The sequence below is a fragment of the Vibrio natriegens NBRC 15636 = ATCC 14048 = DSM 759 genome (assembly GCF_035621455.1).
GTDB lineage: Bacteria > Pseudomonadota > Gammaproteobacteria > Enterobacterales > Vibrionaceae > Vibrio > Vibrio natriegens.
Genome location: NZ_CP141823.1, coordinates 807,286 through 832,281 on the forward strand (window position 1 = coordinate 807,286; position 24,996 = coordinate 832,281).

Sequence of the window (24,996 nt, forward strand, 5' to 3'; positions counted from 1 at the left end):
TTCCGCGCTACAAAACATATAAAGGCTACTCTATCACTCACAACACACAAATGAACACTTAAAAAACGTATCCCTTAAGTAAGTGTCCTGCTATCATCAAAACGAAATAGTCGGGGGGCCACGTATTACGCGTTGGCTGAGATCGAAATTCGAGACCCGTTGAACCTGATTCAGTTAGCACTGACGTAGGGAACTATGAGCACTTTGCCTTTCGCCTAACATACTAGGCACGTTGCAGCGGATACGAAAATCGATCTGCCTACCGTGGTCAAAGTCAGTTCCTATACGTCTTGTAATAGGAGCGACCATGACGCAGCAATCACAGCCTAATTCCCACAAGACGCCATCTGCAACAACCCCAATCGTTTTGACGATCGCTGGATCAGATAGCGGTGGCGGCGCTGGTATTCAGGCAGACATTAAAGCCATGTCTGCAACGGGCAGTTTTGCATGCTCTGTCATTACTGCAATTACCTCGCAAAATACTCAAGGCGTCTCAGCCATTTTTCCTATTCCACTTGAGCACGTTGAAAGCCAACTCGATGCGGTATTTACTGACCTTAATATCGTGGCCGTTAAAGTCGGCATGCTGGCCGATGCCAACATCATCAAAGTGGTGGCTAACAAAATTAAACAATACCAACCGAAACATCTGGTCATTGACCCGGTAATGGTCGCCACCAGCGGTGATTTATTGCTGGAGCACTCTGCGATAAGCACGTTAAAAGAAGAACTCATCCCTCTCGCAGACATCATCACCCCAAATCTTCCTGAGGGCGCAGCGTTAACCGGAAAAGCAGCACCGCAATCCGAAGCTGAAATGAATGAGATGATTGCGGATCTCCGTGAACTCGGCGCAAAAGCAGTCTTGTTGAAAGGCGGTCACTTGGAGAAAGGTGAAAACAGTAGCGACCTACTGATCATGCAAGACTCTTCAGAACTCATTAGCGCGAAACGCTTCCCAACCAAGAATACGCACGGTACGGGATGTACGCTTTCTTCTGCTATTGCGTCTTACCTTGGACAAGGCAATAACCTACACAAAGCCGTGCATTTAGGTAAACAGTACATCTCTCAAGCTATCGCCCATGCCGATGAGCTGGAAGTCGGTAAAGGTCACGGTCCGGTCCACCACTTCTTCGCAGGCCACACGTATGTTCGCTAACGCGATTGGTATTCAGTTTAGTCACGCTAGTCTGCAATACAACGACAGCCAGGCACCCACTCTGGCAGGAGTGAACATGACCATTCCTGCAGGTCAGTGGACGGTTTTACTGGGGCGAAGCGGCTGCGGTAAAACCACCATTTTGCGCTATCTCGCCGGCTTACTTGATGAACAGGTGAAATGGCAAGGTGAACTGACGACCACTGACGGAATAGCTTTGCACGAGCGTATCGCTTACATGGCTCAACAGGATTTGTTACTGCCGTGGCTCAACGTGCTGGACAACGTTTGTTTGAGTTCTCGCTTTTCTCACGCTAACTCAAATTCAACCGATGAGAAACAGCGAGCGATTCAATTGCTCGAACAAGTTGGATTAGCTGACTACGCCTACGCTAAGCCAACGCAACTTTCCGGAGGTATGCGCCAGCGTGTTGCCCTTGCTCGTACACTGATGCAGGACAAACCTCTGGTCTTAATGGACGAGCCTTTCTCTGCACTCGATGCCGTTACTCGTCATAAGCTGCAAACCTTATCGGCCACGCTGCTCAAAGGAAAAACAGCCGTGCTGATTACTCACGATCCGCAAGAAGCCGTTCGTCTTGCCAATCAGTTGTATGTACTGCAAGGCACACCTGCACAAGCTAAACATCTGCTGGTGCCAGATACGATGCCTCCTCGCGTGCTTGATGGCGAATGTGCCTCCTTGCAACAAGCGATCTTGGATCAGCTGGAGAAAGATTATGAGTGATATGACTCAATACAACTCCGTCTCAGAACGTATCAGCAAAAAAGAACGAGTCACCCATCCAGCTCTGCGCTTGGTGATCAGCACTGCGGTCATTTTAGGCCTGTGGCAACTGATTGTCGTGGCGTTCAATATGCCCAGCTTCATTTTGCCTGCGCCTGTTGATGTGCTGAATAGATTGATCTCCCGCTATGACGTGTTGCTCGCACACACCTGGGTCACCGCACAGGAAATCCTACTTGGTCTTGGACTCGGCTTGTCGATGGGTTTGCTGTTTGCGCTGCAAATGTTGCTGTTCGAACCACTAAAACGCTGGCTGCTACCGATTCTGATTGCTAGCCAGGCGATTCCGGTATTTGCCATTGCACCCGTTCTGATGCTTTGGCTTGGCTACGGCATCGCTTCAAAAGTCGTGATGGCAGCGATCATCATCTTTTTCCCTGTTACGACGTGTTGTTACGACGGTTTACGCAATACCCCAACCGGATACCTGGATTTGGCGAAAACGATGGGCGCTTCGAAATGGCAACTTCTGCGTCACATTCAGTTGCCCGCGGCACTGCCAACATTGGCTTCAGGCATTCGTGTCGCAGTCGTTATCGCCCCAATTGGAGCGGTCGTCGGTGAGTGGGTCGGTTCAAGTGAAGGCTTGGGTTATCTGATGCTACAAGCCAACGCACGCATGATCATCGACGAGATGTTTGCCGCACTGTTTATCCTCGCCGTGCTGTCCATCGCACTCTACTTCATCACTGACAAATTATTGAAAAAAGCCATCCCTTGGGAAAGCAAATAGATAAAACAAATAGAGATCACCAAAAGGAAGATTACCCGTGAATAAAAACAAACTTATTAGCGCTGCAGCTCTGCTTGCTTCAATTGTTTCAACTAACGCACTGGCGGCCGAAAAAGAGCTGACTTTGATGTTGGATTGGTTCGTGAATCCGAACCACGGCCCTATCGTTATTGCGAAAGAACGTGGTTACTTTAAAGAGCAAGGCTTGAAGATCAACATTCAAGAGCCTGCCGACCCAAGCACGCCACCTAAACTGGTTGCCGCTGGCAAAGTGGATATGGCGATTTCATACCAACCAAGTTTGACGATTGATGTTGCCGCAGGCCTGCCGCTTATCCGCTCTGCAACATTAATCGCAACACCACTGAATACCATGATGGTGCTGGACAACGGTAAAAACGACAGCCTTGCCGATCTAAAAGGCAAGAAGATCGGTATTGCTATCGCGGGTAATGAAGAAGCAACCATCGGCACAATGTTGGCACAAGAGAATGTAAAGTTTTCTGACGTACAAATCATCAACGTTGGCTGGGCGCTATCTTCCTCTCTGGCATCAGGCAAAGTGGATGCAATTTGGGGTGGACTACGTAACTTCGAAACTAACCAGCTTGCGTTAGAGGGTTACCAAGCTAAAGCCTTCTTCCCGGAAGAACACGGCGTGCCAGCATATGACGAACTTGTGTTTGTCGCGAATGCAAATACATACGACAAAGAGGCCATCAAAGCCTTCAACAAAGCGCTTGAGCAAGCCACTACTTACATCGTGAACCATCCAAAACAATCTTGGAAAGAGTTTGTTGCTTACTCACCAGACACGCTGAACAACGAACTGAACCAACGCGCCTGGAATGACACTTTGACTCGTTTCGCGCTTCGCCCATCCGCAGTTGATCTAAAACGCTACGACGATTACGCCGAGTTCATGTACTCACAAAAAATCATCGAAACGCTACCAAAAGCGAAAGATTACGTGCCTAGCTTTGACTAATTCTGAGGTTATCCCATTATGAAATACCAAGATTTGATCGACGCTTGCCGTCAAGACTGGCAGGAATACACCGAGCACCTTTTCGTTCAGCAACTGGCGAACGGTACGCTTGCTCAACCTTGTTTTCTGCATTATTTGAAACAGGACTTTTTATTTCTCAAGCAATACGCGCGCGCTTACGCATTAGCGATTTATAAAGCACGTACTTTGTATGACATGCGTCGCGCACTACCGAGTGTTCATGCGTTGTTGGATTCAGAAATCGCTCATCATGTGACTTACTGTGGTCAATGGGGTTTAACTGAATCCGATCTGGAAAACGAACCGGAAGATTTCGGCACCGTAGCCTACACACGCTATGTGTTAGATGCAGGTATGACGGGTGATTTGGTTGACCTGTATGCGGCATTAGCGCCTTGCTCTATCGGCTACGCGGTTATTGGCAAAATGTTGATGGAAGATGAAAACACCATCATTGAAGGTAACCCGTACGCTAGCTGGATCACCCTCTATGGCGGTGAAGAATTCCAGTCAGGTGTTGCGGAGGGCGCAGCGCACTTTAACGAGCTATTGGCTGAAATCGATATCAATAGCCAGCGCGGCCAGAACCTGATTCAGGTATTCAAAACGGCAACGCGTATGGAAGTCGCTTTCTGGCAACAAGGCTTAAATGCTCAGCAAGATTAATTGGAGACGCCCATGTTAATTGAAAATATCACTCAAGCATTAACCGCTGTACGTCAACAAAAGCCGTTGGTTGTGAACATCACTAACTACGTTGTAATGAACAACACGGCGAACGCTCTGCTGGCAATTGGTGCCTCTCCAATCATGGCGCACTCAAAACAAGAGATGGCAGAAATGATGTCATTTGCTGGCGCGCTGGTGATCAACATTGGCACGCTCGACAGCGAGTGGATACCTCGTATGATCTTTGCGGTAGAGCAAGCCAATGCCAATGGTAAAGTTGTCGTCCTCGATCCTGTAGGCTGCGGCGCAAGCACACTGCGAACAGAAACATCTCGTCAGATAGCGCGTCTTGCAGACAAACTTATCATTCGTGGTAACGCGTCAGAAATCATTGCTCTGGCTGGTGAACAAGCTCAGAGCAAAGGGGTCGATTCTCTGGATAGCAGCGATGCAGCATTAGGCGCTGCGCAGTTCCTCGTTGCAGAGTATGGCGCAAACGTGGTGATTTCTGGCGAGACGGATTACATCGTGACGAAATCGCAGACCGTAACACTCGGCAATGGCCACGAAATGATGCCATACGTAACGGGAATGGGTTGTACGTTATCTGCACTCACTGGCGCATTTGCCGCGGTGGGTGATGAAACCGGTTTGGCCGCCGCTGCCGTACTTGGCGTAGCGGGTGAAATCGCCGCCGAACAAGCGCGCGGTCCGGGTAGCTTACAATTAACCTTGCTTGACGAGTTGTATCAGCTTGATGAACAAACACTGGCAAAACGACTCAAGCTTACCGTCATTAAAGACTGACAACTTAACATCGATGCCTCCGGCTCATAACGAAGAGTTGGAGGCATAAAGGAAACAAAATGAACGCCTATCGTTTGTATTTGGTCACCGATGACCAACAAGATCTTGCCACGCTCAAGCATGTGGTCAGTAAAGCAGTGGAAGGTGGCGTGACCATGGTGCAAGTTCGTGAGAAACATGGTGACGTACGTGCTTTCATCGAACGGGCTCAAGCGGTAAAAGATATCCTCAAAAATACTAACGTACCTTTGATAATCAATGACCGAGTTGATGTTGCACTTGCAGTCGATGCTGACGGCGTGCACCTCGGTCAATCGGACATGCCTGCTCATATCGCACGCGAACTGATTGGTCCAAATAAAATCCTCGGTTTATCCATTGAGGATGAGCAACAACTCGCGGAAGTCGACATCCTACCCATCGATTACATAGGCTTAAGTGCCATCTATGCGACACCGACCAAAACCAACACCCAAAAACACTGGGGTATAGATGGTTTAAAAATGGCACTCAATACTACATCTCTGCCGATCGTCGCGATTGGCGGCATTAACGAATCGACTATCCCAGCGCTAAGCGCAACGGGTGTACACGGTTTGGCTCTGGTATCGGCTATCTGTCACGCCGACGACCCTAAACTGGCTTGCGAGTACTTACTTAGCCTAATGGCCTGATATACCAAGAACAAATGAAGTAATGAGTTTCTTCAAACCAATTTCACTCTACTTTTGCGATTTGACACATCTTTGATAAGTTTTTCACGCCCAGTGGCGTAAGATAACTGTCTATATTCCCGGTTGTAAAAGTTCTTAATGAAAACAAAAAATTACGGATTGATGATGCTCGCCTTGTTTGTTCTTGGCATCATCCCATTGTCACTCTCCTCTTCATATCAGAATCTCTCCTCTCCAGTATCGGACGGACTCGGTATCACCTTCACTTTATTGACAGACTCCGCTGGCAGTAAGGGGTTTCTTATCACTCTTATCTTGTTGATTCTGTCTCTCTATCGATTTAAACCCAGCTATAAAGAGTGGATGCAGAAGCTGTCTATGCTTGGCTTACTGTTAGTGATTGGTTTTGTCTGTAAAGCAGGCTTAAAACTGATGACAGAAAGCCCACGCCCATATACCGAACTTCTGGTTGCCGAACAGCTTATAGACACACCAGAGTCTTTTTATCAGCTAACAACAGAACAACAATCGAGCGCGATTGAACACGTCTCAAACCAAGTCAGCGATTGGAGAACCCGCCATTGGCAAGGAGAAAAAGACTACTCTTTTCCTTCTGGACACACGATTTTCGTCGCAATTTGTCTGGCATTCTTTGGTGGCTTAATGCTGCAACAGCAATGTTACTTTTCCGCTTTTGCTCTTTGGTTTTGGGGAGTCAGTGTAGCATACAGCCGTTTGTGGTTAGGCATGCATCGCCCTGAAGATTTGATAGGCTCAGTGGTATTTGTCGCCGTGATATTTACGCTTCTGCCCACATTTCAGGTCACTAAAAAGATGCCGTTTGTTGCTTTGGCGCAGCGCTAATACGAACGAATTTGAGATAAAAAAGAAGCCAGCGAATTGCTGGCTTCTTGCTGTCAAATACTACTTGTTGCTACCCATTTTTAGGTGGTTCAAACGCGGTGAGTTCTAACTCAGGGCCGGTATATTTTTCGATACGGACCAGTGCCGAGTTTGCCGCGCAGCCATTGCCGAGTCTGGAGGTCGGAATATCCAGAGTCAGCACATTGCAACCACCGTTCTTACATATCCCGGTATTTGGATCCAGATCTGGCCAGCCACCTTCGTGAATACAAACCGAACCTTGCTTGATGCGATCCGTCACTTCTGCGCCGACTAACACCTGACCTCGGCCATTAAAAGCTCGAACAAGATCACCCGTTTTTATGCCGCGGGATTTCGCATCTTCAGGGTGAATCCAAATCGGTTCACGGTTCGCAATCGCGTACTCTTCGCGGATTTTCGCGTAGTTAAACTGACTGTGAAGACGATGGGCTGCGTGTGCCGTCATGAGCTGCAACTCTCCATCTTGCGCATTACCCGTATATTCTGTTGGTTCGAACCAAGCAGGGTGCGGCAAACAATCTTCTAGCTGATAACCTTCAATCGTCTTCGAGTAGATTTCAATTTTGCCACTAGGCGTACCAAGAGGGTTCAAAACAGGATCTTCACGAAAATCAGCATAACGGACAAACTGAGCGTTTTTCTCGTTCCATTTCATCTCGATCAGCTGGTTGTCTTCCCAGAATTTACTGAAGTTCGGCATTGCTACGCGAGAGCCACGACCACCTTGTTGCGCCACTTTGTAGAACCCGTAAAGCCATTCCATTTCCGTTTTGCCTTCGGTGTACACATCTCGTCCACCCGGAGCGATCATCTCCGCCATGTCGGCAAAAACATCGAAGTCGTTACGCGCTTCTCCCTGAGGCTCTACCACCTGCTTCATTGGAACCAAGTGCTGGTTACTGTAGTCACCCGTCATGGTCATATCGTTACGTTCAAACGACGTGGTGATTGGCAGAACGATATCGGCATGCTTCGCAGCAGCTGTCCAGTAAGGTTCTGAAATCACGATCAGTTCAGGTTTTTGCCATGCTCTGATAAGACGATTGGTATCTTGGTGATGAGTAAAGTTCGCGCCACCAGCCCACCAAATCATTTTGATATCAGGGAACGTCAGCTCGTGACCATTGTGATGATAAGCTTTGCCTGGGTTTTCCAGCGCTTCCACAATTCGCGCCACAGGGAAACTTTGTACAGCCCCCGACACCGCCCAGTCATTACCCGCAGATGAACCGCCACCTAACGATGCTGAAATTGCAGGAAGTACACCCGCATCTCGGGCAGGGTTACCACCATTAGAGTAGTGGTACGAGAGACCGAAACCGCCGCCCGGCAAGCCAATCTGACCCAGCATAGATGCCAGCGTAACCAGCATCCAGTGACGTTGCTCACCGTACTGTTGACGCTGCATGCCCCAGCCAGACATTAACATGGTGCGGTTTTTACTGAAGATATCTGCCAACAGCTCTAGCTGCTTAACAGGCACACCACAGATACTTGACGCCCATTCGGCTGATTTCTCTACCCCGTCTTCTTCGCCAAATAAGTACGCTTCGAATTTATCGTAACCCGTGGAGTACTTCTCGAGGAAAGCTTTGTCATGCTTACCTTGTTTGACTAAAGTGTGCGCAATACCCATCATCATCGCTACGTCAGTCATTGGATGCGGCGCGATCCACTCGGCATTATCACCAAAGAATTCGATGGTTTCAGAACGAATCGGGTCAATCGCAATCACCGTCTTGCCCGATTTTTTCAGTTGATGGAAAAACTCAAGACCCGCGCAGTCAGTTGAGCTCCACGCAATTTTTAGGGTGTTGATTGGGTTTAACCCCCAAAGAACCACCACGTCACTGTGCTCAAGAACAACAGGGTAAGTGGTTTGTTGCTCATAGACTTCAATCGAACCGACAACGTGCGGCATGATGATCTGTGCGGCCCCCGTAGAGTAATCGCCTAGGTGACCAGAATAACCGCCCGCCATACTCATATAGCGTTGTAGCAGGGTCTGCGCTTTGTGCAGCACGCCGCTAGAACGCCAACCATACGAGCCAGCGAAAACAGAAGCTGGACCATAGGTTTTACGAATACGCATGTGTTGCTCATGGATCAGCTTGTAAGCCTCATCCCAGGACACGCGTTCAAATTCATCACTGCCTCGAATGCCTTCGGGTGAGGATGGGTTTGCCAGGTAGCCTTTTCGCACCATTGGGTATTTAACACGAGCCTTAGTATGCACTTGGTCTGGCCCAGTGCTTTGCAGGCTGTTTGGTACCGTCTGAGGCAGCGCATTCGTTGTAGAAATCAGTTTGCCATCTTTCACTTCACACAGCATCGGGCCCATGCGACCAGCCGTTAAGATGCCTTTACCACGCGCATCCGAAGAGGCAACGGACAACCGTGAAAATGAAGTGAATGCCATCGCACCGGCCGCCATACCAGTGCCTTTCAGAAATCCGCGGCGGGTCATATTAGTCATAATCGTTTCCTTCTATTTATCGTTAGTGACCAACCACATCTTTCGCGTGGTGCTGGAAGAACTTAGTCAGAATTTCTAGGTTTTCGGCGGTAATATCCGTGCGATCACCCATACTCTTCGCGACTGGTCCCCATGCGTTCACCGTGAAGTGATTTGAAGGAATCTTCGCATGACAAGTTGCACAGTAAACATTGTCCAACTCTTCTGCGTATGACCATACTGGCTCTAGCGTATCTACGACTGGAGAATCAATCGTGCCAGTTAAAGAAACAGAGCGCCATTCGTTACCGTATACATCAGCAGCAAACTCACCACCTTCAAGCGCTTGCTGACCTTGCTCTGTCAGTGTGGCGACAATTGCACGTTGACCTTCACCCATGTAGAGCACTTGTTCAGCGCCTTTCATTTGGTAAGCGTTCAGTTTAACCGTGCGAGCATCACCTTCCGTACTGACAACGTCTAACTTCGTTGTTGGATTAATAGTACCCAACTCACCCATATCGATGGCTGTGACTGGGTAAACCACTTCTGCTCCAGGAGAGGTTTGAGTGGTAAAGCTCATGAGTGTTTCAAACGCTTTACTGTCGAGTTCGGCCTCTGGTGCGAAGTGAGCCACACCTTTGTGACAATCAATACAGGTCTGATTGTTTGCAATTCCGTACTCGTGCATTTTCACAGCATCACGTGATTGCTCAAACGGTTCCATCGCATCAAAGTCGTGACACGAACGACAGGTTGCAGAATCATTTTCGCGGAACTGCTCCCAAACCATTTCAGCCAATTCTTTCCGGTGCGCTTCGTATTTTTCAGGCGTATCTATTTTGCCTGTGATGAACTCGTGGTAAATATCCTTCGATGCACGAATTTTCGTAATCAAATAGTCGACAGGTTCATGAGGGATGTGACAGTCAGAACATTCTGCGCGAATGCCTTTTGCGTTACTAAAGTGAACAGACCCTTGATACTCTTTATAAGGTGTTTCCATGGTATGGCACGAGACACAAAACTCCGTAGATGAAGTGTAATGCATCACCGCAGCCGATCCCCCGAGGGTTAACCAACCAACCCCTATCCCAACCGCTAATAACAAAATAATAGTTCGTTTTTTCATTGTAATAACTCGCAACACTTGCTCACAAATTGTAATTGTAGGTTGTAAACTAATACTTTGTGGGTAGGTGGCACATGATCCACGTCATACGCTACTGATTTCTGTATCTCAAGAATGAAATATCGCCACATTGATCCCATAAATAAAGTTTCAGCATTAATAATTTGAATAATTCGTCACTTACAAAATAAATGCCTTTTATAAATGCAACCAATTGAACAATGTATAAAAAAGGTGAGAAACTGTCTGTTGAGACTCATGCAGATAGGAAGCGTATGTCGATTCAACTATCCACTCCCAGAACAATAATGACACCTATCGGGGAAAACGACTGGGCATTATTTCATCGTCTTCATACTGAAAGGGATATCATCTCTCTCTGTTTCGATGCACCCAACGAAGAACAGTTAAGAGAAAAGTTCGCATCGCGCTTATCAACCTGGACACCGAAGAGCAAACACTGGCTTTGCTTGGTGATAAAAGATTCCTTAACCGAACAACCGATAGGTATCACCGGGTTTGTTGCTCATAACGGAGCTGCAGAAGTCGGCTATTTGCTTCTGCCAGAGTTTCATGGCAAGCAATTAGGTACCGAAACTCTCGAAACCGTAATAAGCTGGGCACATACGCAACATCAGATCAATGTATTTTCTGCCACGGTAACTGAGGGGAATATCGCCTCTGAACGTGTGTTGGAAAAATGCGGCTTTGGCTTAGTGAAAGTCATCCCAGAGGCTTATGAAATAGGTGGTATTCGTTTCGCAGACAAAATCTACGCTCTGGAAATATAAGAACGTTAAAAGAGTGAAAGAGGGAAAATTCAAACATGATTTATCTATTCGATTGGGGCAACACATTAATGGTCGACTTCCCTCACGCAAAGGGGAAAATGTGTGACTGGAACACTGTCGAAGCGATCCCTCAGGCCAAAGAGGTTTTGGCAGCGCTCTCGCAAAATCATCAGATTTACATCGCGACCAGTGCGTCAGATTCAGTAATGGAAGATGTCCAGCGGGCGTTCCAGCGAGTTGATTTAGACCAGTACATCAACGGTTATTTTTGCTTTGCCAATGTCGGCATTAAAAAGAATCGTGCCGAATTTTACCAAGCGGTGGCGAAAATCCTGGGTGCTAAAGAAAAAGAGTTGACCATGATTGGTGACATACCGACCAAAGATATCTACCCAGCGATCGAAGCGGGATTAAATGCTATATGGTTTAACGCTGCTGGTGATCCCGCTCCAGGTCAACCCATTGAGCAGCAAATCCGCTTTTTGTCAGAGCTGGTTTCAGACTAAGTACCATCGTTCACCATATCAACAAAAAACTCCACATGACGTGGAGTTTTATCTTTTTGTCTCAGACAGATCTAAATCATTTCTTTGTCCATAACCGTGCGACGTTCTCGGCCAAATTAGCCACGTTAGTTTCCGCTTCTGTCATCGCATCCGCTAAACTCATGGCTCTTGGCACACAAGGAAATACCGCATCAATACCGCATTGATAAACGGCTTGATAGTTGTCGCCCACACAGCCAGCCAACGCTATTACTGGTAGGTTAAATTGCTTCGCCACTTTCGCGACCCCCATCGGAGTTTTCCCGTGAGCCGTTTGATGGTCAATTCTTCCTTCTCCGGTAAAAACAATATCAGCATCGGCAACATGATCCGCTAGTTTGACCGTCTCTAATACAATTTCAATGCCCGGTTGTAAACGAGCAGGTGTGTAACCTAGCAGTGCAGCCCCCATGCCACCCGCAGCACCTGCACCTTCTCGGGTGAGTACATGCTTACCTGTGACTTGTTCTGTCAACTCACCAAATTTACGCAATGCATTATCCAGCACAGAGATATCAGTGGTTGTCGCTCCTTTCTGTGGCCCAAAAGTTGCCGAAGCACCTTTTTCACCACAAAGAGGGTTATCCACGTCACACGCTACGAGTATTTCACATTGTGCTAAACGGACGTCGAGGCCTGACGTATCGATGGAAGCGAGATTAATTAAGCCACCACCGTTTGTGGCAATTGCATTCCCCGATTCATCAAGAAATTTAACACCCAACGCAGACAACATACCGACACCACCGTCATTGGTTGCACTCCCGCCCAAACCAATGATTAAACGTTGCATACCACGATCTAAAGCATGTTTAATCAACTGACCAGTACCAAAACTGCTGGTCAGTTTAGGATCACGATCTTCCGCAGGAACAAGATGCAAGCCACTGGCTTCTGCCATCTCAATCACAGCAGTTTCACCATCGCCGAGAATGCCGTAAAACGCCTGAACCTCTTTATTTAAAGGGTCAAAAACAGTAGTGAATACTTGCTGACCTTGAGTTGCATCAATCAAGGACTGGACAGTACCTTCGCCACCATCGGCAACGGGGACCGTAACAAACTCGGCATCATGCCAAACACGAGCAAGACCTGCCTTTATCGATTCGCTAACTTGCTTGGCGGTTAAGCTTTCTTTAAATGAATCAGGTGCAATTACCACTTTCATATCTATTTCCAGAGACTTATAAGAGAACGAGACTCAAAATGTATACCAACGCCATCGCAGTAACACCTTGAATTAGGGTTGCCATGGTTTGCGCTCGATAAGCCAAACCCACTGACATTCGGCTAAACTGAGAAACAACCCAGAAGAAACTATCGTTTGCATGTGAAACCGTCATCGCACCCGCACCAATTGCCATTACAGTCAGCACGCGGCCCATTTCTGAATCCAAACCAAGCTGCGTAAGCATTGGCGCTACCAAAGCAGAGGTCGTCACCAAAGCAACGGTTGAAGAACCTTGCGCTGACTTTAAAGCTGCGGCAACAATAAACGGCATAAAGATACCAACACCTAACGCTGATAATGTCGTGCCAAGGTAATCACCAAGTGGCGTCGCTTTTAGCACTGCACCAAATGCACCACCAGCACCAGTAATCAATAGAATAGGCGCTGCCGCCGTGATGCCTTGGCTAATGCGCTCACCAAACTCTTCAATCTTACGGTCTGATTTTAATAGGCGAACAGAAAGGAACAAGCCAATGACCAATGCCGTCAAAGGTTGACCTAGGAAAGTCAGTACATCAAACAGTATACCCTCACCTAACGGCAAGCTTGGGAATTTTGCAATGGAGCCAAAACAGATCAGTAAGATTGGAACAAAAATTGGAGCAAATGCCTGGCTTGCGGTCGGAAGTTTTCCGTAAGAGGCTTTCAGAGCTTTCCAATCATGTTGAATTTCTTCTGCTTCAAGGCCATCAGGCTCAACATGTTTGAATCGGTTTGCCCATAACATACCTGCTAACGCTGCGACCGCCGCTACAAAGATACCCACGCCAATAACCAAACCAAGGTTAGATTCCAAACCAAGGTTACCTGCTGCTGCAATAGGGCCCGGAGTTGGCGGTACAAAGGTGTGTGTCGCGTATAAACCTGTTGCTAGTGCCACACTCATCGCCACACTTGACGTTTTGAGTCGCTTGGCCAGTGACTCTTTCAAAGAATTAAGAATAACGAAGCCAGAATCACAGAATACTGGCACAGAAACGATGTAACCGATAATACTCATCGTGAGGGTTGGAAAACGCTCACCCAGCACTTTAATCACAGTATCCGCCATGGTTATCGCTGCGCCACTTTTTTCCAGGATAACACCGATGATGGTACCTAGGACGATAACTAAACCGATGTATCCAAGGATACCGCCAAAGCCAGAAGCGATGGTTTTAGCAATGCTATCGGCAGGTAAGCCATATGCAAACGCAGCAAGAAACGCCGCGATTATTAAAGCGAGGAAGGGATGTAACTTAAATTTGGTGGTGGTAAGCACGATAAACGCGATCACCCCGAGCAGGATTAATATAAGGTTCATGATAACTCCATTTATTTTTATTGTATCGAGCTGAGTCAAACGACTCGCTCACTCAATATGTAGGGACATTAGAATTATCAATTGATTGCGATCAAATTCCTTTAGGCCGAGTGACAAATGATCGGAATAGAAAATTAGCTGTTATTGGGCCAATGCACAATATTAGGTCATTTTTGAGAGCCGGGTCGCAATATATAGCTCAGCTAAACCCACAAAATCTGTAGTGGATAAACCGGTGATTTCCGTGATCTTATCCAAACGATACCTAAGTGTATTTCTATGAATAAACATAGCATTAGCGCACTCTTTCACGTTCCCGTCGCATTCGAATAATACATCCAGTGTTTTCAGTAACTGACCAGATTTATCTTTGCCCTTCAACAGGTTCACACTATCAATAATTTGTTCACCCTGCCAAATATCCGCCAAAGGAGCCAACAACACCGGCAAGCGTAAATCATCAAATAAGTATTTACGTCGCTCTGGGTAAAACTGCTTCCCAACGGCTAATACTTGCTTAGCACTTTGATACGATAACGCCACATCTTTGGGCTCGCTAAATACCTGACCAAGAGCAATATGAAAGGTATGTGAGTCATGGTCACTTAAGCGAGACATCAATTTATCAATCCGTTCGCTTTCTATTTGGCTGTTCCACTGTTTGATACTTTGACACGGCTTAAGAACGACAATTTCGTTTACAGAGACAATGGCGACAAGGTTATTTCGTTCTGGATATTCCAACAGCTCAACAATATTTCGCACACTTTTCATGCTTTTCGAGGCTGATGAAGTCGAAACTTCAATTACCGTAGCGACTCTGGGCTGAGTAATATCAATCGACAGTCGCATTGCCCAATCTTTAAGCTCTTCGTCGGTTAAACTGCCCTTGATCCAAGACAGAATAAACTCCTCTCGATGACGCCTATCCCACTGAAACTTTTCGACCAATGCGGCTTGTTCAATGGTGAGCTCAGCCGTCATTTTAACCAAACTCGCAAAATCGCGTATGGTGTCTGGCTCTCCAGTAACACCAACCGTGCCTACCACTTCACCATGAAGTTTGAGCAGCATATTGATACCCGGTTTCACGCCCTGCAAAGTGGAACATTGCTGTTGAGTTAATTCTAAGGATTCCCCGTGACTTATCGCAAGCACCGCCCCGTCATGCACCTGCCCAATTCGCTTGGCGTCACCGCTGCCTATAATGATGCCAGATGAGTTCATCACATTAACATTGTGACCAATAATAGACATGGTTCTGTCGACGATCTCCTGTGCGAGCACATGATCCAGAATCACCATAACGTTTCCTTCCTAAACAATGAACAATCCAATAAATCACAAACTGTCCAATATCACCATGACGTTAATACAAATTAGACGAGTAGCTCTTACCAGCGCTTTATTAGACTTATTAAAAATAGGGTTTTATACGTCATTATCACGTCTGGCATATATACTTAAACCAAAGGCACTTCGATGTACTTGGAGCAGCACGTTGAAGTCACTTGGCGAAAAACGGAAGTAAGGGAGAACAACCATGGAATTACACAATAAGGCTGGCGAAGTTGCAAAAATCGCTGACAACCTAACATTGAAAGAAATTACCGAAATGGGCTATACCGTTGACTTATGTGATGAAGCGTTTGACCCAGGTGAGCATTGGAAAGCAGAAGGTAAAACTCAAGGCATGGGTGAATACCCTGAAGAGTAATCACACAACCCATTGTGGTTCTTAACTCCTGCTGAATAACAGACACAAAACCGAGCGGCCTACGCTCGGTTTATTTTGTCACTTCTTCGATAAACATCGTCATCTCTTCGAGATAGTTACCATTCGCGCATCCCCAATCGGTCACCTCAATCAACTCCGTCATTAATTGTCTGGTTTCATCCGATTGCACAGACTGGATAAACGCATTGAATCGGTTACCGTCAGCCTGATTGTGTAACGCATGTATTGCGTACTCCTGCAGCAAGTCATTGTAGACCGCCCAGCGCTGATCCTCGGACATATGGCTACTGAGAATAAGTGCACATTTCTCTTGGATACTATTCACGGAATCCTTTTGTGGCGATGTAACCGACGAGCACCCTGTCAACATCAAACCTAGTGTCAGTAACGTTGTAATTGTTTTCTTTGTCATTTTAATTTTTATCGTTGCTGAAAGAGAATGCATAAACTATATATGCAAAAACTATCTGTGTATGGCTTTGATGATAAATGCCGTGATCAACGACGAGACTGAGGCAAACAATCGCCTACGCTTTAACCAACCAGGTTTAATTTGCAGGCTCGCTTAGAAACAAATCAGCCACTAACCCATTAAAATGTAAACGAATAGTAAAACCACGTTTACGAACAGCAAAAGCAGTAAATAAGGCGCAAACTCCTTTCTTGCTCCCAAGCGTGCCATAATCAACCGTCTACATAACGCAACCATTTGAAGGATCAAAATGACCGCAACGCATTACCTCAACGACCTCAATCAGCGCTACCTCGCGATTCACCGCACCAAGGAAGATTTCTTTTGGGAAACTTACATGGGGATCAGCGATGACCATGACGGTTCGACGCAAGCACAAACAGCATGGACAAGCTTTTTGAGCAACGCGGAACAAATTACCGCAATCAAACAACAACTTGAAGCCGCTGACTCCATTTCTGACCCGCAAGAAAAGCAGCAAACCATCACGGGTTTGTCAGGCTGGCTGGCGATGTTTGAGTCACATGCTATCGAAGGCGAAAAAGCGCAAGCATTAAAAAATCAATTGATTGCCTTTGAAGCTGAGCTTTTTGAAAAAAAACAGAACCACGTCCAAACGTTTACCGATGAAAATGGCAAACAAACCGAAGGTTCGCTTCCGGTATTGAGCTCAACCATTCGAACCAATAATCATGAAGAAGTGCGCCAATCTGCGCATCAGGCGCTGCTAAACCTTGAGCAATGGTTGCTGGAAAATGGCTTTATTGAGTTGATTAAACTGCGTAATCAATTTGCTCGTTCATTGGGCTATGCAACTTTCTTTGATTACTCAGTACAAAAAACCGAGAAGATGACCTCTGAGCAGCTGTTCGAGATTCTGGAAGATTTCGAACAGCGTACTCGAGATGCGCACCTGAATAGTTTAGAAAACCTGGCGAAAGAGAAAGGTCAAAGTGCGCTGACAGGCCACAACTTTATCTATTCATTCGCAGGTGACGTCATGCGTGACCTAGACCCATACGTACCGTTCTCGAAATCTCTGCGACGCTGGGTAGAGTCGTTTGGCCGTCTGAACATTGATTACTCAGGCGCAACACTGACTCTGGATTTACTGGATCGCAAAGGTAAATACCCGAACGGATTCTGCCACGGCCCTATTCCTTCTTTTTACAACCAAGGTGAATGGGTTGCTGCGCAGGTCAACTTCACCAGTAATGCCAAACCAGACCAAGTAGGCAGCGGCTACGATGGCATTAATACGTTATTCCATGAAGGCGGCCACGCCGCGCACTTTGCCAACGTTAAAATGAATGCTCCTTGTTTTTCACAGGAGTTTGCACCGACGTCCATGGCGTATGCAGAAACGCAATCGATGTTCTGTGACAGCCTGCTGACCGATGCGGATTGGCTAAAACAGTACGCTCTGGACGAAGAAGGTAACCCCGTTCCTGATGAGATCATTCAAGCGATGATCAACAGCCGTCAGCCATTCAAAGCCTACGAAGAGCGCAGTATCTTAGTTGTGCCATATTTTGAGCGCGCGCTATATCAACTCAGCGATGAAGAGTTAACGCCAGAGCGCATCACCAAGCTTGCACGTGATTGTGAGAAGCAGATTCTTGGGTTGGAATGCAGCCCTCGCCCACTCATGGCCATTCCGCACCTGCTCTCTGACGAAGCCGCTTGTGCTTATCAAGGTTATCTGCTCGCACATATGGCGGTGTATCAGACCCGAGCTTACTTCCTGGATAAATTTGGTTACCTAACCGACAACCCAGAAATCGGTCCACTACTAGCGCAGCATTACTGGCATGCAGGCAACAATTTGTCGCACAACGAAACGATTGTTAGCCTGACAGGTGAAGGATTCAACGCCAAGTATCTTGCCGACGTATGTAATCTGTCACCAGAGCAAGCGTGGGAAGTGCAGCAGCAGAAAATCAACTCACTTACCACGCGTGAACGAGCTCCCGTAGCATCGCTGAACGCGACAATTAAAGTCGTCGACGGCAGTAAGGAACTCGCAAGCAATACCACGTCCGACGAGCAAATGTGTGACGATTTTGAACGTTACATCGTAGAAACGTACGGTCGATAGTAAAAAGAGGAGCCAGAATCTGCGTTCTGGCTCTTTGCTACTGACACATGGTTACAAAAGGAAGCGCTATGCATCAGTCAATCATCAAGTTCTGGTTTGAAGAACTGACCCCACAAAATTGGTTCGAAAGTAATCCTGAACTGGATAAACTCATTGAAATTCGGTTTTCCTCAGTGCTAGAACAAGCGGCTCGCTGCGAACTGTTTACTTGGCGCGACAGTGCACAAGGTCGATTAGCCGAAATCATTGTACTCGACCAGTTTTCGCGTAACGTGTACCGCAATACGCCAAAAGCGTTTGCACAAGATCCACTCGCGCTCTCGTTAGCACAAGAGGCCATTCGACTTGGTCTGCATAAAGCGCTGAATCGCGATCAACGTAGTTTTTTGTACATGCCGTTTATGCATAGTGAATCTCGTGTCATCCATGTGGAAGCAGAAAAATTATTTCGAGCTCCGGGGCTTGAAAACAACTACGATTTTGAGCTAAAACACAAAGCCATCATCGACCAATTTGGGCGTTATCCACATCGTAATGCGATATTAGGAAGAACGAGTACGCCAGAGGAAGTTGAGTTTTTGAAAACACCAAATTCTGGCTTTTAACGTCAGTAAACAACAAGGCAATAGAATGACGCTAAACACCGTAATGTGGCCGTGCTTATTGAAGCTAGAGGGCGATGACGAACTCATCTATCTGCAATCCCACTCAGAGTTACAAACAGAGTGTCAGGCACTCATTTGGGGACAAGAAGATTACGTGATTGATTCAAACGGTCAAACTTTCGGCTTGCAGCATGATAATGCCAATCACATAACCCTGAACCCAAATAACAAAACCCTGTCTGTCGAAGAAGTCACTACGCTGATTCAATCTCATGAATTTAGTCAGGCTCAAAGATGCATCATTAAAATCCATTTCAGTAGTGTTCAGCAGGCCGTTTCTGCGTTAGCTGATTAAGATTACAAACTCTTCTATCAGACATAAGTTCCTAATCTTGATTTAAGTGCTGCTGGCCACCCTCACAGATGACCAAGCACTCTTCAACCATATGCTATTCTCAATAGCAAACAGGAGGAGGAACACATGCCTAGTCAGAACCCCATCGAAATAAAAGCACTCGATCACATTGTTTTGCGAACAACTAATCTCAATGCCATGTTGTACTTTTATCGAGACATACTAGGTTGCCCGGTCGAAAGGGAGCTCGCTGAATTGGGGTTAACTCAGCTCAGAGCCGGTACAGCATTGATTGATATCGTCACAGTAGAGAGTGAACTGGGCAAACTGGGCGGAAAACCTCCTGTCCAAAATGGTAGGAACGTCGATCACTTTTGTTTGCAACTTACGCCGTTTGAAGAAGCTGAACTCATCCAATATCTGAACACCCACGATATTCAGACTGAGGATTTTGCCGAGCGTTATGGCGCGCAAGGTTTTGGACGCTCGCTCTATATTAATGATCCCGAGGGGAATGTTGTCGAGCTCAAACCTCAGGTGATAATCGAGTAAGTTTCAGCTATCTCAACATGATTTCGATAAGGCAAACAGAATGAACGCTATCTCACTGATTAAGGGAGACATCACCACAGCAAAAGTCGATGCTATCGTTAATGCCGCCAATCCAAGCATGCTCGGTGGAGGAGGCGTCGATGGTGCGATTCACCATGTCGCTGGCCGCGAGCTGTATGTTGCTTGCTTAGCAGTGAAAGAAATCGATGGTATTCGCTGCCCTTTTGGCTACGCGCGCATTACTTCCGCTGGAAAGTTAAACGCACGTTACGTTATTCATGCCGTTGGGCCGATCTACGATAAATTTCACGACCCTCGAGCGGTGTTAGAATCGGCCTATAAAAACGCACTCGATCTGGCGTTGGAAAGCGGCTGTAAAACTGTCGCGCTACCCGCCATCTCATGCGGGGTTTATGGTTATCCACCACATGAAGCTGCCGAAGTGGCACTCTCAGTCTGTCAGCGCCCGAAATACCACTCGCTGCAGATGCACTTTTACCTGTTTAGCGATGAGATGCTTAGAATTTGGCAACAAGCTCTCGCGGCCTATCAATAAACCCAATAGACCAGAGAACAAGAGAACCAGAGAAGAATAGGCTAAAGACTTAACCACACTGAGGCGTCAATAAGCATAAGATGTAACAACAGCTTACACCTCAACCCCTCTTACGAGTTCTTCACTGAATTCCTTCTGCCACCAAGTTCGGTTTTTGTATTCGTTCTGAACAAGAAAACTCTCTCCCGGCATAGGCGTGAGTAACGTTACGCTTTCGCTTTGGCAATGGCGAATCAAATCTTCAATTGGCTCATCCCATTTATGCGTGAACAACTCATAAGTTGCCCAGTGGACAGGCAATAGCTTTTTCGCCTGTAAGTCCTTGAATGCCTGAACCGTATGGTGTGCTTGCATGTGGCCCCAGTTTTCTACTGGATAGCCCTGATTGTTTTTTACATCCGCCGCTACTTCCAAACAGGCAATGTCGATAGGTCCGCACCGCTGTGCGATGTCGGCAAAATGCTGGTCGTAAGCACTGTCTCCACTAAAGTACAGTGTCTCACTTCGCCCTTTAATGACCCATGAAGCCCACAATGTGGTGTTTTTATCGAGATAAGTTCGCCCTGAGTTATGGTTAGCCGGCGTACAAATAAGCTCGACATTGGCATACTGTATGCTCTCCCACCAGTCGAACTCAACAATATCATCAGCACACACTCCCCATTTGATAAGGTGTTTACCAACGCCAAGCGGCACGTAAAAGGTGACTGATTTATCTGCATAAAAACGGATACTCGAAGCCTCTAGGTGATCATAATGATCGTGCGAGATCACGATAACATCTGGGATAGGCAAACTCTCTCGAGCGTGTGTATTAGGGATGTTACGCTCGAACCAAGCCTTCGCGATTAACGGTGAAGCATAGTCAAATACCGGATCGGTCAGAATACGAACCCCATTCACTTCCACCAGCATGGTTGAGTGCCCAAGCCAGGTCACTCGCATAGAATCACTGCGGTGTAAAAACTGATCTTGAACGATTGGGGAATAAGGTAAATGTCCATTGGGACACAGTGGCGCACGGCCTCCCAAATAGCTCCAGCAAACCTGCCAGAGCGACTGATGACTTGGCACGTTCGGCATGGCATTTTTGACCCGGCCATTTTCGAACTGGGGAGAGTGATGAATACGATGTGCGAGTTGCGCGGTATAAGCTTGCGGCTTAATCGGTGAGCCTAATTTACGCTTAGGGCTCAAAAAATTGCTCTTCAGGGTCGTTTCAGACATTTCTTAGCTTCGTTTGCTCGACGATAGGTTTAGTAAAGCCCGCTTTCATGTCTGTTTTATGACCAACCAGAGGCGTAAAATGAAGATTAGGTTTCAGTGGAAACGATTCCCCTCGAGTGGAATCTCAAACCAAACATTTTGTACTGGGTATACTTAAAGCAAATAGATTTGGTACAAAGGGAGAACAACGATGGTGACCTGCAATCAATACGATTTTATTGAAATAGCCTGTATGTTTCAGTTACCTGTTGAAATTACTCTGAAGAATGGTGAAAGCCATCAGGGGAGAGCGTTTGATACCGGCTTTGATATGCAGCGACAAGAATGTTTGTTTCTTGATGTTGACGGCGAACATGTGGCCTTTCCGACTGAACAACTGCTCATGATGCGAGCGCTAAAAGCCAACCCACATTTTAGTGAAGTAACGTTTGATTAGTGCATTATGGTTTAAAGATGAGAGCAAAAAAGAGGGGCAGTGCCCGAATACCGCCCCTAAAGTCATGCCAAACCTGTCATACGCTGGGCCTTTAGCCTTGCGCGTTATAAAAATTGCTAGCGGTCAAAAGACCTGAAAACTACTGGTTATTGTTTAAAACTTGTAACCACCGCTGATCATAAATACCCAAGGGTTAATTTCTACGTCAGTCTTTTGCTTCACGCCACCTGCTTTGTAGGTTGCTTCTGTTTCAATGTTAGCGTACCAAGCAGATGCGTTTAGGAACCATTGATCGTTGATCATGTAGTCCACACCAACGTTTGCCGCTAAACCAAATGAATCGTCCAGTTTCAGATCCGACAGGCCATTCACTTTACCTTTGTTATTAAAGCCTTCATCAAAGAAAATGGTGTAGTTCAGACCCGCACCAACGTATGGACGGAACTTACTTTGTGGCTCGCCAAAGTAGTACTGAACCATAAACGTTGGTGGCAGGTGTTTGGTATTCGCAATATCACTACCAACTAGATCCGTAGAAATATCGTGACTAAACGGTGTTGCCGCTAGCACTTCAAAGCTGATGTTGTCCGTAAACATGTAGCCAAATGTCAGACCAAGCTGAGTGTTAGAATCCACTTCCAATTCATCTTGGGAACCAAGAATTTTATCGCTGCTATCATTAGGGACAACAGACGCTGCACCCACGCGAAGAACGAAGTCACCTTGTTTATGAGCGAAAACACTTGGTGACACGAGCGCAGCAACCACTGCCAAACTGCAGATTGTTTTTTTCATTTTTATTTCCTTTTATAGGGCTTCGTTTTTGTACCCGTCACTGGTTCATGAAACTCTGCAATATCCAATGGAAAGTCAGAGTGTTAACGAACCCGGGTATTTATATTTGTTAACTGCGCGCAATCTAGCACATAAAAACCTTACTATTTTGACGGAAATCAATTTGTAAAAAATATAGCGAGTCTGTGTTAGAAAGCGCCAAATTGATCAACAAATTATGCAAATGATACACAACCTTGTAATGCAAAATGTGCGTGTGAGAAGCTCTTGCCCCTTTAGAGGCATTAGCTCAAGCAGGCTGAACGACGATAAATCACTTATCATCAGATGAGTGAGACACTTTTCAAGCTCAGGAAACGCGATGAACCTGTTTAAAGACTTACCTCATGATGTTAATGAAGAAATATTTGAAGATCTGCTGTGTTACGACAAGTTGCGTATTGAACGTATTGTTTCTTACGGGCAGACTTCTCCCGAAACTGGTTGGTACGATCAAGAAGAAAATGAGTGGGTGCTGGTATTAACAGGAGCGGGAGAGCTCACTTTTGAGAATGATATAGTCAAACGTCTAGAAGCAGGCGATTACATTAATATCCCGGCACATACTAAACACAAAGTCAGTTGGACCGCCCCCGATACGGAAACAATTTGGTTGGCGGTATTTTACCAATAATTCAAAATCAAGTTACCTTGATAAAAGCGAAAACAAGTAGGCATTCATAGTGAGCGATGTGAAAAAGCCGTCATTGGCACTGTTTGATTTTGATGGCACCATCACCAACCAGGATATGTACAGCCTGTTCTTGCACTATTCCGCATCAGGCAAGCGAAAGAGCGTCGGCAAGTTCGTACTCACGCCATTCTACTTGTTGTACAAAATTGGAATATTACCTGCGCACATTATGCGTCCAATTGCGAGCTTTATTGCCTTTGCGGGAAAAGAGACACAGCACGTTAACGCCATCGGTACTCAATTCGCTAACGATATTATCCCCCAATACCTCAGACCAGAAGCCGCAGATAAACTGGATTGGCATCAACAAAATGGCGATACCATTGTCGTGGTATCAGCTTCCCTAAATGCGTATTTACGGCCGTGGTGTGAAGCAAACGGATACCATCTACTGTGCAGTGAACTGCTGATCAACACGCCCACAATCAGCGGACGATATCTGCAAGGCGATTGCAGTTTGGAAAGAAAAGTAAGACGAGTACACGAATCATTTAACTTGAATGATTTTGCCTCCGTCTATGCCTACGGTGATACTCATGAAGATATCCCGATGCTCAAACTTGCCGATCACGCCATGCTGAACTGGAAAAAGTGGGAAACCACGTAGACACCGCCAAAAGCAGCAGTGGTAAGGCTATCATCGCTCATCTTTAGGCGTGTCCATCACCACCATGGTTGTAATCCCCTGAACGTGCTCACACTCCCCAAGAACGCCAGCATGAAACGCTTTGTAGGCGGCTAAGTCCCGCGTTTCTACTCGCAACAAATATTCATTCGCGCCAGTGATGTTATGACACTCAACGACTTCTTTCACAAAACGTACGTGATCCTCAAACGCGTGCTGCGCCTGTTTAGAGTGAGAAGCTAACCCTATCGAAACATACGCGACAAAACCGACACCCAGTTGCTGACTGTCGAGCACCGCACGATAGCCTTTGATCACGCCTTGACGCTCCAATTCTTGCACACGGCGCAACGTCGCAGAAGGTGACAAACCAACTCTCTCAGACAGCTCAACATTGGAGATTCTTCCGTCCAACTTAAGCTCTTGCAATATTCTTTCGTCAAATTTATCCATAGTGATTTTTTATTGCTTAATTAATCCATTCAAGGTCAATAAAAGCACAATATTGATGACGTTTCTACTTATAGTTGTTTGAAAGATGACGTCCACTCAGGACAGTTTTGATGTAAGGAAAAA

Annotated in this window: 27 protein-coding genes, 1 pseudogene and 1 riboswitch; of the genes and pseudogenes, 19 read left to right on the top strand and 9 right to left on the bottom strand. The window is 46.5% G+C overall.

Annotated features, from left to right (window positions below):
• The first annotated feature begins 101 nt into the window (after positions 1-101).
• Positions 102-209, top strand: a riboswitch (TPP riboswitch).
• A gap of 98 nt (positions 210-307) precedes the next feature.
• From thiD to VER99_RS18180, 8 genes and pseudogenes are all read left to right on the top strand, one after another.
• Positions 308-1,165 (top strand): bifunctional hydroxymethylpyrimidine kinase/phosphomethylpyrimidine kinase, encoded by an 858-nt coding sequence (gene thiD / locus VER99_RS18145; RefSeq protein ID WP_020335114.1) that lies wholly within the window; start codon positions 308-310, stop codon positions 1,163-1,165.
• On the top strand, positions 1,155-1,913 hold the full coding sequence (locus VER99_RS18150) for an ABC transporter ATP-binding protein (protein WP_020335113.1): 759 nt from the start codon (positions 1,155-1,157) through the stop codon (positions 1,911-1,913). Before thiD ends, VER99_RS18150 begins: the two co-directional genes overlap by 11 nt.
• 58 nt (positions 1,914-1,971) lie before the next feature.
• Positions 1,972-2,706, top strand: a pseudogene (locus VER99_RS18155) (ABC transporter permease); the annotation flags it as partial.
• Positions 2,707-2,743: 37 nt separating this feature from the next.
• A complete protein-coding gene (locus VER99_RS18160) occupies positions 2,744-3,694 on the top strand; it encodes an ABC transporter substrate-binding protein (RefSeq protein ID WP_020335111.1) in 951 nt (316 codons plus the stop codon).
• Positions 3,695-3,712: 18 nt separating this feature from the next.
• Positions 3,713-4,381 (top strand): thiaminase II, encoded by a 669-nt coding sequence (gene tenA / locus VER99_RS18165; RefSeq protein ID WP_014233504.1) that lies wholly within the window; start codon positions 3,713-3,715, stop codon positions 4,379-4,381.
• A 12-nt stretch (positions 4,382-4,393) separates the two neighbouring features.
• Positions 4,394-5,191: a hydroxyethylthiazole kinase gene (thiM, locus tag VER99_RS18170; protein ID WP_020335110.1), complete on the top strand. Its 798-nt coding sequence runs from the start codon at positions 4,394-4,396 to the stop codon at positions 5,189-5,191.
• 59 nt (positions 5,192-5,250) lie between these two features.
• A complete protein-coding gene (gene thiE / locus VER99_RS18175) occupies positions 5,251-5,865 on the top strand; it encodes a thiamine phosphate synthase (RefSeq protein ID WP_020335109.1) in 615 nt (204 codons plus the stop codon).
• 138 nt (positions 5,866-6,003) lie between these two features.
• Positions 6,004-6,729 carry a phosphatase PAP2 family protein gene (locus VER99_RS18180; RefSeq protein ID WP_024372613.1) on the top strand — a complete coding sequence of 242 codons (726 nt, stop codon included), beginning with the start codon at positions 6,004-6,006 and terminating at the stop codon, positions 6,727-6,729.
• A gap of 70 nt (positions 6,730-6,799) precedes the next feature.
• Here VER99_RS18180 and VER99_RS18185 read toward each other — a convergent pair whose 3' ends face one another.
• Positions 6,800-9,247, bottom strand: a complete 2,448-nt coding sequence (locus VER99_RS18185) for a molybdopterin guanine dinucleotide-containing S/N-oxide reductase (RefSeq protein ID WP_020335107.1) — start codon at positions 9,245-9,247, stop codon at positions 6,800-6,802.
• Positions 9,248-9,269: 22 nt separating this feature from the next.
• Entirely contained in the window at positions 9,270-10,364 is a 1,095-nt protein-coding gene (locus tag VER99_RS18190; protein ID WP_024372614.1) for a NapC/NirT family cytochrome c, read from the bottom strand.
• 269 nt (positions 10,365-10,633) lie between these two features.
• Between VER99_RS18190 and VER99_RS18195 the strand changes: the two genes are divergently transcribed.
• Positions 10,634-11,149, top strand: coding sequence for a GNAT family N-acetyltransferase (locus VER99_RS18195; protein ID WP_024372615.1), 516 nt, complete (start codon positions 10,634-10,636; stop codon positions 11,147-11,149).
• A gap of 35 nt (positions 11,150-11,184) precedes the next feature.
• The gene (locus tag VER99_RS18200) at positions 11,185-11,655 is read left to right on the top strand and encodes an HAD family hydrolase (protein ID WP_020335105.1); all 471 of its coding nucleotides are present in this window, start codon (positions 11,185-11,187) and stop codon (positions 11,653-11,655) included.
• 76 nt (positions 11,656-11,731) lie between these two features.
• Here VER99_RS18200 and VER99_RS18205 read toward each other — a convergent pair whose 3' ends face one another.
• The 3 genes from VER99_RS18205 to VER99_RS18215 form a co-directional block, all read right to left on the bottom strand.
• Positions 11,732-12,862, bottom strand: a complete 1,131-nt coding sequence (locus VER99_RS18205; RefSeq protein ID WP_020335104.1) for a glycerate kinase — start codon at positions 12,860-12,862, stop codon at positions 11,732-11,734.
• Between the two features lie 16 nt (positions 12,863-12,878).
• Positions 12,879-14,228 carry a GntP family permease gene (locus VER99_RS18210; RefSeq protein ID WP_014233495.1) on the bottom strand — a complete coding sequence of 450 codons (1,350 nt, stop codon included), beginning with the start codon at positions 14,226-14,228 and terminating at the stop codon, positions 12,879-12,881.
• Between the two features lie 162 nt (positions 14,229-14,390).
• On the bottom strand, positions 14,391-15,533 hold the full coding sequence (locus VER99_RS18215) for a sugar diacid recognition domain-containing protein (RefSeq protein ID WP_020335103.1): 1,143 nt from the start codon (positions 15,531-15,533) through the stop codon (positions 14,391-14,393).
• Between the two features lie 238 nt (positions 15,534-15,771).
• Here VER99_RS18215 and VER99_RS18220 point away from each other — a divergent pair, with 238 nt between their 5' ends.
• A complete protein-coding gene (locus VER99_RS18220; RefSeq protein WP_014233493.1) occupies positions 15,772-15,945 on the top strand; it encodes a hypothetical protein in 174 nt (57 codons plus the stop codon).
• A gap of 70 nt (positions 15,946-16,015) precedes the next feature.
• On the opposite strand, the gene VER99_RS18225 is transcribed toward VER99_RS18220, so the two are convergent.
• Positions 16,016-16,378 (bottom strand): hypothetical protein, encoded by a 363-nt coding sequence (locus tag VER99_RS18225; RefSeq protein ID WP_020335102.1) that lies wholly within the window; start codon positions 16,376-16,378, stop codon positions 16,016-16,018.
• A gap of 310 nt (positions 16,379-16,688) precedes the next feature.
• Between VER99_RS18225 and VER99_RS18230 the strand changes: the two genes are divergently transcribed.
• From VER99_RS18230 to VER99_RS18250, 5 genes are all read left to right on the top strand, one after another.
• On the top strand, positions 16,689-18,536 hold the full coding sequence (locus VER99_RS18230) for a M3 family metallopeptidase (RefSeq protein ID WP_020335101.1): 1,848 nt from the start codon (positions 16,689-16,691) through the stop codon (positions 18,534-18,536).
• Between the two features lie 68 nt (positions 18,537-18,604).
• Positions 18,605-19,141 carry a DUF924 family protein gene (locus VER99_RS18235; RefSeq protein WP_020335100.1) on the top strand — a complete coding sequence of 179 codons (537 nt, stop codon included), beginning with the start codon at positions 18,605-18,607 and terminating at the stop codon, positions 19,139-19,141.
• 25 nt (positions 19,142-19,166) lie between these two features.
• Positions 19,167-19,496: a DUF4144 family protein gene (locus VER99_RS18240; protein WP_020335099.1), complete on the top strand. Its 330-nt coding sequence runs from the start codon at positions 19,167-19,169 to the stop codon at positions 19,494-19,496.
• 126 nt (positions 19,497-19,622) lie between these two features.
• Positions 19,623-20,048: a VOC family protein gene (locus VER99_RS18245; RefSeq protein WP_014233488.1), complete on the top strand. Its 426-nt coding sequence runs from the start codon at positions 19,623-19,625 to the stop codon at positions 20,046-20,048.
• Between the two features lie 40 nt (positions 20,049-20,088).
• Positions 20,089-20,604 carry a macro domain-containing protein gene (locus tag VER99_RS18250; protein WP_020335098.1) on the top strand — a complete coding sequence of 172 codons (516 nt, stop codon included), beginning with the start codon at positions 20,089-20,091 and terminating at the stop codon, positions 20,602-20,604.
• 93 nt (positions 20,605-20,697) lie between these two features.
• On the opposite strand, the gene VER99_RS18255 is transcribed toward VER99_RS18250, so the two are convergent.
• Positions 20,698-21,831, bottom strand: a complete 1,134-nt coding sequence (locus VER99_RS18255; protein ID WP_020335097.1) for an MBL fold metallo-hydrolase — start codon at positions 21,829-21,831, stop codon at positions 20,698-20,700.
• Between the two features lie 190 nt (positions 21,832-22,021).
• Here VER99_RS18255 and VER99_RS18260 point away from each other — a divergent pair, with 190 nt between their 5' ends.
• Positions 22,022-22,267 carry a Rho-binding antiterminator gene (locus VER99_RS18260; RefSeq protein WP_020335096.1) on the top strand — a complete coding sequence of 82 codons (246 nt, stop codon included), beginning with the start codon at positions 22,022-22,024 and terminating at the stop codon, positions 22,265-22,267.
• 153 nt (positions 22,268-22,420) lie between these two features.
• On the opposite strand, the gene ompW is transcribed toward VER99_RS18260, so the two are convergent.
• Positions 22,421-23,062, bottom strand: coding sequence for an outer membrane protein OmpW (gene ompW, locus VER99_RS18265; protein WP_020335095.1), 642 nt, complete (start codon positions 23,060-23,062; stop codon positions 22,421-22,423).
• A gap of 361 nt (positions 23,063-23,423) precedes the next feature.
• Here ompW and VER99_RS18270 point away from each other — a divergent pair, with 361 nt between their 5' ends.
• Both VER99_RS18270 and VER99_RS18275 read left to right on the top strand, forming a co-directional pair.
• On the top strand, positions 23,424-23,735 hold the full coding sequence (locus tag VER99_RS18270) for a cupin domain-containing protein (RefSeq protein WP_020335094.1): 312 nt from the start codon (positions 23,424-23,426) through the stop codon (positions 23,733-23,735).
• Positions 23,736-23,784: 49 nt separating this feature from the next.
• Positions 23,785-24,402 carry an HAD family hydrolase gene (locus VER99_RS18275; RefSeq protein ID WP_020335093.1) on the top strand — a complete coding sequence of 206 codons (618 nt, stop codon included), beginning with the start codon at positions 23,785-23,787 and terminating at the stop codon, positions 24,400-24,402.
• A 30-nt stretch (positions 24,403-24,432) separates the two neighbouring features.
• On the opposite strand, the gene VER99_RS18280 is transcribed toward VER99_RS18275, so the two are convergent.
• On the bottom strand, positions 24,433-24,873 hold the full coding sequence (locus tag VER99_RS18280; RefSeq protein ID WP_014233481.1) for an Lrp/AsnC family transcriptional regulator: 441 nt from the start codon (positions 24,871-24,873) through the stop codon (positions 24,433-24,435).
• Positions 24,874-24,996 lie beyond the last annotated feature (123 nt).